This is a genomic window from Pseudobutyrivibrio ruminis CF1b, assembly GCF_000424005.1.
GTDB classification, from domain to species: Bacteria; Bacillota; Clostridia; order Lachnospirales; family Lachnospiraceae; genus Pseudobutyrivibrio; species Pseudobutyrivibrio ruminis_C.
In genome coordinates, this window is record NZ_AUJB01000010.1 from 26,891 (window position 1) to 40,786 (window position 13,896).

A 13,896-nucleotide genomic window follows, 5' to 3' on the forward strand; every position below is an offset into this window, starting at 1 on the left:
AATGCGAATTTTCTGTAAAAATGTGTAATTCTTTAAAATAACTGATAGAATAAAGAAAAAGCATTATAATTGGACAAAATGTAATGGGGAAAGTATGGCGGAAAACAAAAGGTTCATCATAGGTGGCTTCGAGTTTGAGACCTACTATGAGTACAGAGCAGCACAGGAAGATGTAAAGAAAATAGAATGCATCAATGCGGAGCTTGATATCCAAGATCCTGAGGTTGCTTTGCGCCTTTATAACGACATTCGAGACGGTATTATTACGTTCAACAGCCCTATAGGAAAGCAGTATGTAGATCACGTGGCAGACATCGTAGCAAACAAGTCTGCAGGTATGCTTGATGACAGGGAAATCATAGAAGAAGCAGCAGGAAAGGCTAAGAGTTCCAGACTCTTTGGCCTTATTTTTGTGGGTATTGCAGCAGTGCTTATTATCATCTTCGCTGGAATAGAGATTAAAGAGATTGCTGAGACCAGAAAAATCGCTAAATTACAGGAAAGTGTCCAAAAAGCATCGAACACTAATAATTCACAAAATAACGTTAATATTGATAATGAAATTGACGATATAGGTACTGTAGAGGATTCAAATGCGGGTCAGCGTGAGGAAAATAACTCACCTGCCAAAGTCATTGAGGATGATTTAATCAACAGTCCTTGGGATACCCATTATTCCGAGGGTGAGCGAGAAATTCTTCCAGAACTTGCAGAACTATATTCGGCAAATCATGATTTGGTAGGGGTTTTAGAGGTAGTCGATACTGATATCAACTATCCGGTTGTTCAAACACCAAATGACCCAGAATATTATCTTCGCAGGGATTTTTATGGTAATGATAGCACAGGCGGCACTTTATTTGTGGACTATCGTTGCGACATATTAAATCCAACCACCAACACAATCATATACGGACACAATATGAGAAAAGGAACTATGTTTGGTGGCTTAAAGCGATACCTGAATCATGATTATTATCAGGCACACAAGAAGATAATATTTAAAACTCTTTATGAAGAGCAGGAATATGAGGTTGTAGGAGTAGGTTTATCAGAAGTCGGATATGACGATGATGATACTTACAAATACTACGATTTCATTGATGCCATCACTGGAGCAGAGCTTCAGGAGTTTTTAGATAACATCCAACATTTATCTGCATTTGATGAGACTATCGATATTTCAAGCACTGATAAAATATTGACTCTCAGCACGTGTAATACTTACAAGGAAGACGGTAGAATGTTCATCGTAGCAAAGAGAGTCAAGTAGTTGACACTAAAGTTTTTGCCTTGATATTTGGGGTGGGGATGCTATGGTGAAAAAAGGATTTTTTAAAAAGACAGGATGTATTCTAATTAGCGCATCTATTATTCTGGCGGGCTTCACGTTCTTTGGAAGCACTATTTCAGATGCTGGTCTTAATGACACGGGGACAGTATTTACTTTTGAAAATGGTGAGAGTGTTTCTTCGAGTCAATACAAAGATAATAGTTCAATACACTCAATAGGAAGTGCTGGTGGAAGCGGTGGAACAATTGGTTCCTATGGTTTCAACAACTGCACAAGCCTTGTTGAAGTAGACATCGAAGGAACAGTATCTCTTGGAGAATATGCTTTTGCAGGTTGTTCAGAGCTAAAAAGTGCTGTTTTTGAATCAGGAATTACAAACGCATCTGCAACAACATTCCAAGGCTGTAAGAAATTGGATAACTTAGTTATTCCATCAGCTAACGGATACTATATGAGTGGCGGAGCCTTATATAATGGAACCCAGCTTATATATGTTCCTAGAACAGTACCAACACTCACAGTAAAGGCTGGTACAACATCAATAGCTGCTGAGGCTTTTTATGATGCTAATGTAAGCACATTGATATTTGAAGATGCTGCAAGCATTTCCAGCATAGGTACACAGAGTAAGTGGCCTCCATTTGAGAATTCTTCTTATTCACTTACTGTTAAAGCAGAAGGTGATACAGGAAATATTGAAGCTTTCTTTGATGCAAAGGTAGTAGAGTGTGGTGGTTCAAAAGCACAGCTGAATTTTGATAACGGAACAACACCTATCGAATCAAAGCCTAAGGTTACTATTTACGGAACATATTATAAAAATGATGGATCAACTCCTGTAGGAGATGGAACACCTAAATATATTTCACAGGCTAACTACAACATAGGTACACTGATAAGTGCTCCTACAGTTACAGGTTACACTTCAACAGATACTTATACTGTTACAAGTGATAGCGAACAAAGTGCCACATTTAAATACGTGGCAGATTCTGAAGATGCACCTGATCCACCAGGACCAACTGTTACACCAACACCTACAGTTACTCCTACACCAACAGTAACTCCAACACCAACCCCACCACCTTCAACAGGTAAGGTGTACACGGTTACGGTAGTGGACGAGTTTTATAAATCAGATTTGTCTACAATGACAAAGACAATTACCCGTTCAACAAACAAGTATGTTGACGGAGCCTCATATTCATTCAGCCCTACATCCTATACCGGATATTCAAACTGGGGTGGAAGAAATGAGTCGGGTGTAGTTCACAGCGACATCAAGGTTTGCTTCTTCTACAAGCCTACAGATGGAAAATCAACAGCTGAGACTACAACAGGAACAAACGGTGGAACAACAAATAAGTCTGGTGAAGGAATTACAGCAAGCGCTGTAGCACAGCAGACAAATAAGTACTTAATCACCAAGGGCGGTGGACAGGTAGTAAGCCAGAGTGGTGGCCCTGTCACAATCGTCTGCAACGGCGAATTAAATAAATTGTTATATATTCTTGTAGATGGAAGCGTATTAGATAAGGCCAACTATTCAGTGGCATCAGGATCTACAATCCTTACCCTCACAAAGGAATATATTGCAAGTCTCACACCTGGAGACCACGTAGTACAGTTCCAGTATGATGATGGTTATGCCATGACAGGTCTTAAGATTACAGCTTCTAAGACAACGACAACTGTATCTTACAAAGTTAGCTCAGATGGTTCAATTTCATCTGGCCACACAAAGGATACAACCCCTAAAACAGCGGATGGATTCGATGCCAGATACTTGCTTTGCTTGGCAATTTTCCTTCTTGGAGCGGGCTCAATCCTTATGGGTAGACAGAGAAAGCTGGAGATGATTTTGGCTGAACAGCGAGATGATTATTAAGGTGGAGAAAAATGATTATTGAGACTATTATTTACGTGGCACTGTTAATTGCATTATTTTCAGTATGTGATAATAGCTTATCCAGGAGGTACTATGTCCCTTTAAAGGTGGTATGTAGTGCCTCCTTTTTAGTGATTCTTTGGATAAATCAGTGCTTTTCAGATAAGTTGTGGCTATTGTTTTGGGCGCTGTTGGCATGCTTCGTGGGAGACTTGTTAATGGGCCTGTATAACACCTATATGCGTAAGCAGTTTATTGTCCTTGGTATGATAGCGTTTATGCTTGGTCATGTAGGACTTCTCAATTACATGTGCCGAATTACTGATGATACAAGCTGGTTTGTATACATCCTTCCAGTGGCGGTTTGCGTAACTTTGGTGTGGATGAAGAAAAACTGGCATCTGCACATGGGCAGCCTGTTTATTCCAAGTCTTATTTATTGTTACTTTGTAGCCACAATGACATTTAAGGCAATCGAATGTGGAATCCTTGGAATGGTAGAAATAGCCTGTGCTGGCGTGCTGTTTTTACTCAGTGATTTCACAATCCTGTTTTTGTACTTTTTCCACTTTCCAGACAAAAAAAATAAGAGACTTGTCCACTTCGTAAATCTTGCGACCTACTACATGGCAATTCTCTTATTTATATTCAGCCTTTAGGCTATTGCAAATAGCTTACAAATACATTACCAAATGATGCGAAATAGTCCGTGGCTTCGGTCATGGACATTTTTGCGTTTGCACCTTTGATAGGATCAAAGTATATGATTGAAGTAGAATCATAACCGATTATCAGAACGGCTGTATCCTCACCTGTGTAAGCATAGACTGGAGTGCCATTGCTTACATAGTAAAGAACTTCTGAGAGGGTAGCACCTGTTAAATCTAAAATAGTGTAATCCTTAAGTGTCTTTGAAAGGATTGAAATAGGTGTCTCACCGTTCTCTAACAGTGTATGTACCTGTACGTTTTCGCCTTCATGTACAAGCATTGCAGACAGTGCTCGTGCAGAGCCGCTGGCCTCAAAATCGCTTGAACCAATGGTGATTGGGCTGATGGAAGTCTGGTAAGCCTTTCGGCCTCGCTTCCATATATATTTAGGTTCGTTATCAAGGACGATACCCATTTCCTCATCGGCTATGGCGATGGCATCGATAAGGTTATCTGTAGCAAGCTTAACCTTGCTGCCTACATATACAAAGTATTGTGTAGAGCTTGTAGCTGAAGCTACTGAAATACTATGGCTTTCATCGGCAAGTACCAGGTCGGTAACATCGTATTTGATCTTGCCCAGTGTTTCGCCTTCCTCAAGAGGTGTCATATTTAAGATGACAACCTGTTGTTTTACATCGTCAATATCAGTGGTGATAGGAACGGCCTTGTTCTGCTCACCGGCACTGTTTTTAATATTTCCTTCCTCTGCTGGAAGAATATTTCCGTCAGCGTCGAACTGGATACGGTCAAGATAAATTGAATATGACTGAATAGACACATCAGTAATATAATAGCCGCTCTTTTTATAAGTCTTTCTAGGACGCTCCGAACCGCTGGAAATATCGGAAATGGTCAGAGAGTACATAGGATAAATGGTAGCACCAGCACCGTCTGTGGTGATGTCCTTTTTGTAGAGGGTACCATAAATTAAATCCTCGTCCATAAATGCCATTGGTCTCAGCAATTGGCCATCTTCGGCTTTTATCTCGAAGTTGTTTCCGGTTTCCAAATCAATGACGTGGATTGTATCAGAAACAGTGGCATCTGACATCCATGCAAGGTAACGACGAGAACCAGATGAAGCGTACTGGCGGTCATCAAGGCCAGTGAGAAGCTCCTTGGTGGTCAAATCGTTAAGATTCATATATAGAAGAGTTCCGTTAACCATAATGTAGAACTCATTGTCAGCTGTCTCATACAAAAGGTCTGAGAAGTTGGCATTCAATATCTGGAATGAGCTGGTAGATGGAATGAATACCTGCTCAGTAGAGATATTGCTGATGGCATCGTAGTGGTAAAGATTGATACCGCAGTATCCCTCGTGAGGGCCTGAGTTCATATATCCGTAAACAACATAATCCATGGTGCCGGACTCATCGATATTAAGGATGAGCACCTGGTGCTGATTGTAGGTGGATCTGATATCGGTAGGGTCGTCTACAAAGCTGAAAATCTCTTTTACCTGACGGTCAGTCTGATTATATTCGAAAAGGCTTCCGTTCTGTACAAAGGAAACGATGGTGCCTGTTTCGTTTGAAAGGTACTGAACATCAGCGTCTGTGATACCGATGTTAACCAGGTTGTCCTGGATGGAGATGGAATTCTCATCAAGAATCTGCTCCATCGTGCGGTCATAGGAAAGAAGGTAAATACGGTCTGCTGTGTAGCGGATACGATAGTCCTCTGAACAAGTGTAGTATTCGTTCTTTCCATTGTTATCAAGGTTCAGTGTATAATCCAAAGTAAGGCTGATATAGTTGGTACTGATATCAGTGAGGGCTACATTGCAATCGCCCTGCTGAGTGGCCTTGAAAGTGCCATATGAAACCTGAGTAAGATTTGAGTTGATAGTAACGTGGCTCAAATCCTGATTAGCCATAGATGACTTTGGCTCGATGTAAGTGGCCAAATCAGAGGCATCCTCAGAAAGAGCAGTATTGTGGAAGTACTGAGCAAAGTCCAGAATTTCTTCCTCATTACAGCCCTCTGGCTGCATAATACGTGTATAGTAGTAAATCTTGTTTGAATTGCTTGTAACAGTGATTACCAGAAGGTATTCTTCATTGGCTTCGATAAGGTTCTCTGCCTGGAAGCCGGCTGTAATGACGCCATTTTTCTTTTTGAATTTGAGGGCGTTCTTAGAGATATTTCTCTGAGTATCAAGGGAACGTATCTCGTAAGAAAGACCATCAACTGGATAATCCTTAGCATTTATAGATAAGGAAATGTTACGCTCTGAATCAAGAGGGATAATGGCATCACGCATGTATGCCGGATCCATCTCTGACACATAACCGTGGAGCTCTGTGGAAGCATCATTTAGATAATTAACTCTTACAATAGGAAGAGTAGGGGATGCCTGGCTGGAGATTTCCACCACTTCAGATACGTTTGTTATTATTTCGAAAAATACAAGGGATGCCACAAAAACGACGAATAAAACAGCTATTCGCTTAATTATTTTGGTAGGAATCCCCTTTTTGTAGAATTGAAGTTTCATTAAGGACTCGCTTTCTTGCTTAATAAAAAATAAAGTGATATAATCCGTGAGATTAAAACACGTAATAATAATATCATTATTTTTTAGTACTGTCTTGTTAAATTAAGATAGATGTGGTTTTTAATATCGGAGGATTCATGAAGAAAGTACTTAAGAAGATAAAAGCCGGTTTTAGTTGGCTTGGAAATACTATAAAGAAGCCATTCATAAAGCTTGCTAATTCAAAGGTTGTTCAGAGCTATCTGGGTTCTAAGTTCCACAGAACATGGGTTATGCTTTGGGATAAATATGCATTCTGGATGCACATTCCACTTGCACTGATAATCATTTTCCTTATGGAGTGGATGTCACGTCATTCCTTTGCAGCAGCTTGCACATTCGTTTCAGACCATACAGGTCCTTACTTATTCAATTCATATTGCGTATTCGTTGCATTATCAATCGTATTTCTTAGTAAGAGACGAGGCTGGTGGCGAGTATTCATCAGTATGATATTTATAATTCTTGGAATTATAAACTGTGTCATTTTGTTGAATCGAGTATCACCATTTGGATATACAGATTTATATATGATTAGTGACCTGCTTACAATGCAGGATTCCAACTACTTCTCAGCCCAGCAGGCTATGCTGACCATCATCGCACTGATCGTTTACATTATAGTAATGACTCTTTATGCGATTCGTGGTCCTAAGAAAGAGGATGGTAAGCCATTCTGGCAGAGACTGATACTTGTAGTTGCTTTATTCGTATCACTTTATCCATCAACTATCCTTCTTAGAAATTCCGGAATCATGACATCATATTTCGGAAACCTTGCACAGGGATACCTTGATTACGGTTATTTATATGGTTTCTCTACATCTGTTTTAGACAGAGGTATGAACAGACCATTCGGATATTCAGAAGCTAAAATCGACACTATTCTGGAGAATGACGGAGCATACATCCAGACCCTCCAGACATCAGATGGAACAAGACCTAATATAGTAGTTATTCTTTTGGAGTCATTCTACGATGTTTCAGAGTGTAAGTTCCTTGAGACCAGCGAGGATCCAATTCCTTTCATTCACTCATTGGAGCAGAACTACTCCACAGGTCACTGTATCGTGCCTGTAGTTGGTGCCGGTACATGTAACTCAGAGTTCGAGGTTCTTACAGGTCTCAGCTGTAACTTCTTTGGACCAGGTGAGTACCCACAGAAGACTATTCTTAAGGAAGTAGATGTAGAAAGCTACGCTGATGTTCTTAATGAGATTGGTTACACATCTCATGTAGTTCATAACAACGGTGGAAACTTCTACTCAAGAAAGAACGCATTCTCCCAGATGGGATTTGATACCTTCACATCGAAGGAACTCTTAGATATTACAGAGTACACACCACTTGGCAATTGGCCTACAGATGATATTCTTCTTCAGGCTACACTTGATGCCATGGATACAACAGAAGGCAGCGATTTTATCTACACAATCACTGTTGAGGGCCACGGCTCATATCCAGAATATGAGGTAGAAAAGGACCCTGAAATCAAGGTTACAGCCAACGGTAAGACAGAAGGACAGAATTACGCTTGGGAATACTACGTAAACCGTATTCACAACGTAGACGACTTTATCAGACAGTATATTGAGGCCTTTGATGAGCGTGGAGAGGACACCATCGTAATCATGTTTGGTGACCACCTTCCAACAATGGGTCTTACAAATGACGAAGTTACAACAGGCGACTTGTACAAGACAAAGTATTTCACATGGAACAACTTTGGAATGGAAAAGAATGATATGGATCTTACTTCATATCAGCTTGTATCAGAGTATTTAAACAGACTTGGTATCCACAATGGAAACATCAATGGATACCACCAAACAGCAATGGCTGAGGGTAAGAAGTACGGCACCAGCGACTACATGAACGACCTTAGAATGCTTCAGTACGACATTATGTACGGTGACCGCTACACATATAAGGATGGAAAAGCATATAAGCCTTCTGACATCATTATGGGTGTCAACGAGGTAAACGTAGACAGAGCATACTTCTTTAACGGAAAGCTACATATCTACGGTGATGAATTCACTAAATGGTCTAAGGTATTCGTAAATGATGAGCAGGTCTCTACAAAGTATGAATCAGGCCAGGTTATTACAGTAAATGCATCTGACGTTAAGAACGGAGATAAAATCAAGGTTTGTCAGGTGGGAAGTTCAAATACAATCTTCAGAGAATCAAATGAGTATGTGGTTTATGATCCACATTATGTTGAGGAAGAAGAGGAAGAATTAGAAGCAGAAGCAGATGCTGACAAAGAGGACTAACACCTCATCAGTCAGCTGAAGCTATTAAAAAAGGCTCCGCACATTGTGCGGGGCCTTTAGTGTTTTTAGTATTCGCCGTTCTTGTAGCGAGTGATAAGCTTTTCGATACGTCCATATGGGTTGAGAAGCTCTGAGATTGAGCACTCGTGGTTAAGTGTATCGATGATGTAAGCGATGTACTTAGACATATCGCATTTGATGAAGTAGTCCTTATTCTGAACTTCTTCTGGAAGGTATGTAAGGTTTGTTGTAACAACTCTGTAGATGATGCCCTTTTCTACGGCTTCATCGAACTTAGCCATACCGTTTGTGAAGAGTCCGAATGTGGCTACTACGAAGATACGCTTAGCATTACGCTTCTTAAGCTCTGTAGCTACATCTATCATTGATTCGCCAGAAGAAATCATATCATCAACGATGATAACGTCCTTACCAGCAACGTCATTTCCAAGGAATTCGTGAGCGACGATAGGATTACGTCCATCTACGATGCGGCTGTAATCACGACGCTTGTAGAACATACCAACATTAACACCTAATACAGATGCCATGTAAACGGCACGCTTTGTACCACCTTCATCAGGTGAGATAATCATAAGATTATCGTTATCAAGCTTTAAGTCCTTGCAGTGCTTAAAGATGCCTTTAAGGAACTGGTATGTAGGTGAAACAGTCTCAAAGCTGTGAAGTGGAATCGCATTCTGAACACGTGGGTCGTGAGCATCAAATGTGATGATGTTATCAACGCCCATGTTAACGAGCTCCTGAAGTGCCATAGCACAATCAAGTGATTCACGAGCACTTCTGCGGTGCTGACGTCCTTCATAAAGGAATGGGATAATAACTGTGATGCGCTTTGCCTTACCCATTGCAGCTGCAATGATACGCTTAAGGTCACAGAAAATGTCGTCAGGACTCATGTGATTCTCATGTCCGCATACTGTATATGTGAGGCTGTAGTTTGTAACATCTACTAAGATGTACAAATCAAGTCCACGAACAGACTGCTTGATAAGTCCCTTACCTTCGCCCGAACCAAAACGTGGGCATTCGGCGTCAACAATGTAGGAATCACTACGGTAACCTGCTAGAGTGATGATAGACTGGTCGCTCTTGCGCTCCTGTCTCCACTGAAGAAGGTAGTCATTAACTCGCTCCGCGATGGCTGTACAGCTCTTGTGTGGAATTAATCCAAGCTCAGCCATAGGTGGTGTGTTTTCCAACACGATTTCATTTTTTGGCATTGTTTGCTCCTTGAAAGATATTTTATTTATTTATTCATCATTACTTTCTTAATACGAATATCATCTCCAATGAGCCTGATGGCGTCATAATATGAAAATACTCGCGAAGTAATTCTTTCACTGTAAGTATCTCTCATTTCCTCGAGAGAAAGGTTTGTGGAAATCACTGTTGATTTGTTTCTGAGCAATCTTTCATTTAAGCACTGGAATAGCTTTGTAATAGTGAAATTATTAGGAAATTCAGTGCCAAGGTCGTCGATGATGAGTAAATCACAATCAAAAATCTGATCGTGTAAATCCTCTACATTAACGTGTCTTTTGAAAGTCTGATCCTCAAATACTTTGAATAGCTCAGAGGCTGTAAAGTAAATAACAGATATGCCTTCGTCTAATAGAGCCTTAGCTATGCAATTGGAAAGAAAGGTTTTACCGCAACCTGTCTGTCCAAGCAACATTAAATTACCACCTTTTACCTTGAAATTCTGCACAAAGTTTTGCGCTCTTTCTAGGGCTATTTGTGCAGTAGCCCTTGCGCTGACGTCAGAATTACCCTCATAGTAATTTTCGTCGTATACATTAAGGTCAAAATAGTCGAAATTCTCCTTTGAAAGGATGTTGCTGATATTAGACTGCTTATAAACAAGATTGATAGCTGCCTGATTGAAACAGTGGCAGCGCTTTCCATTAACGTAACCTGTGTCCTTGCAATCAGGGCAATCGTATGGTGGCTCGAGGTAATCAGCTGGGAAGCCTGCTGACTCCATAAGATTAATGCGGCGTTCTTTTAATTCAGAGAGCTTGCGCTTAGACTCTGCAGCCGCAGTCTGAATATCACTGCCATTGAAGATAGCAGTGATAGAAGATACGGAAATCTTTGAAACTTCTTCATCTATCTTTGAAAGAGCAGGAATAGCTGAGTAGACTTCGTCAGTACGGTAAGCAACGATTTGATTGTTACGAGCCTGCTTGTGGTTGTACTGACGCATAAGAGCATCATACTGTTCGTTAGTTAATGCCATATGTATTCCCCCTTAGTTTCCTAAAATTCTTTTCTCTAATTCGTCAAAATTGTAATCTCTCTGTGAGAAATTGTGGAACTTGCTGTTAGTCTTAGGCTTTGCAGCAGCTCCAGAGTTTGCAGCAGAGCTTCTTGCACGGGTTGCTGAAGAAATGTTAGCAACGTTAGCCATGCTGTGTTCAAGGTCAAGTCTTTCAACATCTCCCATTGTTCTAACACCGGCTTTGTGCCAGTTTGTTAGGATGGAATCTGCATATGGGAAAGAAGGCTTGTTGGTCTGCATGATAGTACGCTTGCAGGCCTCACAGATTAAATCAAGAGCCATTCCATATGAACCTGACCATTTATTAACATAGTTGAGCTCGGACTCAACTAAAACTCTTCCTGAAATACCAAATGATTTCATAATAGAGTAAACAAGGTTGTTTCTCGCGCTAGATGTGCTGATAGCTTCATCCACTGTAGTGATGCCGTCCTCAGCCCAGTTGCGGGCTACAGTATCCATGTAGTGGAAGCTGCTGTGGCCACCGCCGATGCATGTCTCTACCAGGTACTGGATAAGATCCACTGAGAAGTGGAGACTGTCATACCAGAATAGAAGGGTGGTGGTATCGCTGATAGACAGTGGACGCTTCAGATAAGTCTGAATAGCGAAAATTAAATCCTCTACCTGCTGGTCCTCGCTGAAAGCCTTGAGCTGATCAGGACTGTAGCTAGGCTTGGTATCAGCGGTGGTGTAAACAGGAGCTATGCTATTGTTTGCTGTAGATGTGCAGCGAGTAGCCTTGTTCATGGATGTAATGTTGGATATGACAGGACTCTCTGTCTTGCCATATCCATTACCATTCACATCTACTAAGTAGATTCCAGAAAGCTCATTGTCTGCGGAATACTCAAGGCGAAGAATGCCTACTTTCTCCCAATAAGTAAAGGCACGCATTACATCTTTTTCTGTGTGGTCTAAGCAGTCCGCCAACTGCGAGATGGAAAATTCGAACCCATCTCTAGTAAGACAACGAAGCAGATAAAGGTAAACCTTTACGTATTCCCCATTAGCGTCTTTCATGAAATCGTCTATGAAAGAATTTGAGACACAGGTAAAGCCTGTGTTCGAAGTTGTGTGCAACATGATGTCAGCCATAAATTATTCATCTCCCTCTTAACTATGTGGCAAATTATAGCAAAGTCACATTGAAAAGAAAAGAGCTCGAAGCCCCGCAACCCTTGTAAATAAAGGGTTTGTGGCGATTGTGGATAATGTGGAAAAGTCTCCTCAATGTAGTAAAAAAGGGGCAAAAAAATCCACATCTTTTTGTGGGGAAAAACCATCAAAAAAATGTGGATAATGTGGATAACTATTTTTTAAGTAGATTTTCACCTACTAAATACACGTCTCCGGCTCCCATAGTTATCAACAAGTCATTGTTCAAAACATTTTTTTCTAAAAATTTTTCACAGGCCTCAAATGTGCCTAAATAATGGGCTTCTGTTCCAAGCTTTTCTAAGCGGTCTGCGATGTCCTTTGAACTGACTCCATAAATGTCTGGCTCGCGGGCTGCGTAAATGTCTGGAAGGATAACTATGTCTGCAGCGCTAAGTGCATCTGCGAAATCATCTAATAAACTAAGTGTACGAGTGTATGTGTGAGACTGGAAGCAAACAATTACACGGTTGTGTGGGTAGTTTGCTGCAGCTGCAAGGCTGGCGCGAATCTCTGTTGGATGATGTGCGTAATCGTCGATAACTGTAGCACCCTTGTAGGTACCCTTAAGCTCGAAACGACGGTGAGCACCACCAAATTTAGCAAGACCAGTCTTAATACATTTGTAATCAACACCCATTTCAATGCAAAGAACGATAGCTGAAAGAGCGTTGCTGATGTTGTGGTCTCCTGGTACATGAAGAGTGATGCGCTCAAGAGCCTGTCCCTTATAAACAGGAACAAAAGAAGCGAATCCCTTCTCATCGTATGTAATATCAGTAGGAACAATATCTGCTTCACCGTGGAGAGCATAAGTGATTACCTTGCACTTAAGTCCCTCTGTGAAGTAAGAAACATTTTCAATCTCGTTATTAATAATAAGTGCACCCTCATCTGATGTGTTCTCAGCAAACTGTCTAAAGGATGCACGAACATTATCAAGGTTCTTGAAGAAATCAAGATGGTCAGCTTCTACATTAAGAATAATGTTGTACTTAGGGAAGAAGCTGTGGAAGCTGTTTGTGTATTCACATGCCTCTGCAACAAATACATCGCTGTTACCAACGTGAACATTGCTGTGGATAGCATCTAAAATAGCTCCTACTGTAATAGTAGGTTCTGTTGTAGTCTCAAGGAGAATCTGGCTTACCATAGAAGTGGTAGTAGTCTTTCCATGAGTACCTGCAACTGTAATTGAGTTAGCGTAGTTTTCCATGATTTCACCAAGGAGCTCGGCACGTGTAAGCATTGGCTTGCCAGATGCCTTTGCAGCCATAAGCTCAGGATTGTCATTGGAAATGGCTGCTGTGTAAACGATAAGGTCGATATCGTCTGTGATGTTTGCAGCAGCCTGTGGGTAGTTAACTTTTGCACCAAGTGCCTCAAGGTGCTTTGTTAAATCAGAAGAATCTCTGTCTGAACCGGAAATAGTGAATCCGGCACCCAAAAGAATCTCTGCAAGACCGCTCATGCTGATACCACCGATGCCAATAAAGTGGACATGGATCTTGTTGTCGAAATTTATTTTATACATTATAAGGATTTCCTTTCTTTACTCATCATCCGTCCCTTCGGGACATCTCCCCCTACAATACCCCCAAATGGATATACTTTCAAGGGTCAAGTTAAGGAAAAATATGGATTATTTTGGTGAATATGACAGTGAATTGTCAAATAATTAACGATTAAATAGTAAAAAATTAGAATAATATTGCGTGTA

9 protein-coding genes are annotated in these 13,896 nt (G+C 40.8%); 4 read left to right on the forward strand and 5 right to left on the reverse strand.

Translation table 11 applies throughout. From position 1 onward, the window contains the following. The first annotated feature begins 94 nt into the window (after positions 1–94). The 3 genes from G592_RS17035 to G592_RS0108800 are packed head-to-tail and all read left to right on the forward strand — an operon-like array spanning position 95 to position 3,841. Positions 95–1,273: a class B sortase gene (locus G592_RS17035; RefSeq protein ID WP_051194841.1), complete on the forward strand. Its 1,179-nt coding sequence runs from the start codon at positions 95–97 to the stop codon at positions 1,271–1,273. A gap of 43 nt (positions 1,274–1,316) precedes the next feature. Then, positions 1,317–3,182, forward strand: coding sequence for a leucine-rich repeat protein (locus G592_RS0108795; protein WP_028247497.1), 1,866 nt, complete (start codon positions 1,317–1,319; stop codon positions 3,180–3,182). 11 nt (positions 3,183–3,193) lie between these two features. Continuing rightward, entirely contained in the window at positions 3,194–3,841 is a 648-nt protein-coding gene (locus G592_RS0108800; protein WP_081660363.1) for a lysoplasmalogenase family protein, read from the forward strand. Between the two features lies 1 nt (position 3,842). On the opposite strand, the gene G592_RS0108805 is transcribed toward G592_RS0108800, so the two are convergent. Continuing rightward, the gene (locus G592_RS0108805; RefSeq protein WP_028247499.1) at positions 3,843–6,395 is read right to left on the reverse strand and encodes a hypothetical protein; all 2,553 of its coding nucleotides are present in this window, start codon (positions 6,393–6,395) and stop codon (positions 3,843–3,845) included. Between the two features lie 137 nt (positions 6,396–6,532). Between G592_RS0108805 and G592_RS16080 the strand changes: the two genes are divergently transcribed. After that, positions 6,533–8,713, forward strand: coding sequence for a sulfatase-like hydrolase/transferase (locus G592_RS16080; protein WP_036952430.1), 2,181 nt, complete (start codon positions 6,533–6,535; stop codon positions 8,711–8,713). Positions 8,714–8,778: 65 nt separating this feature from the next. Here the strand turns inward: G592_RS16080 and G592_RS0108815 are convergent, their stop codons facing one another. From G592_RS0108815 to murC, 4 genes are all read right to left on the reverse strand, one after another. Beyond that, positions 8,779–9,957 (reverse strand): ribose-phosphate pyrophosphokinase, encoded by a 1,179-nt coding sequence (locus G592_RS0108815; protein WP_028247500.1) that lies wholly within the window; start codon positions 9,955–9,957, stop codon positions 8,779–8,781. A gap of 26 nt (positions 9,958–9,983) precedes the next feature. After that, positions 9,984–10,976 carry an ATP-binding protein gene (locus tag G592_RS0108820; RefSeq protein WP_028247501.1) on the reverse strand — a complete coding sequence of 331 codons (993 nt, stop codon included), beginning with the start codon at positions 10,974–10,976 and terminating at the stop codon, positions 9,984–9,986. Positions 10,977–10,988: 12 nt separating this feature from the next. Next, the gene (locus tag G592_RS0108825) at positions 10,989–12,116 is read right to left on the reverse strand and encodes a DnaD domain protein (RefSeq protein WP_028247502.1); all 1,128 of its coding nucleotides are present in this window, start codon (positions 12,114–12,116) and stop codon (positions 10,989–10,991) included. Positions 12,117–12,330: 214 nt separating this feature from the next. Beyond that, positions 12,331–13,710, reverse strand: coding sequence for a UDP-N-acetylmuramate--L-alanine ligase (gene murC / locus G592_RS0108830; protein WP_028247503.1), 1,380 nt, complete (start codon positions 13,708–13,710; stop codon positions 12,331–12,333). Positions 13,711–13,896 lie beyond the last annotated feature (186 nt).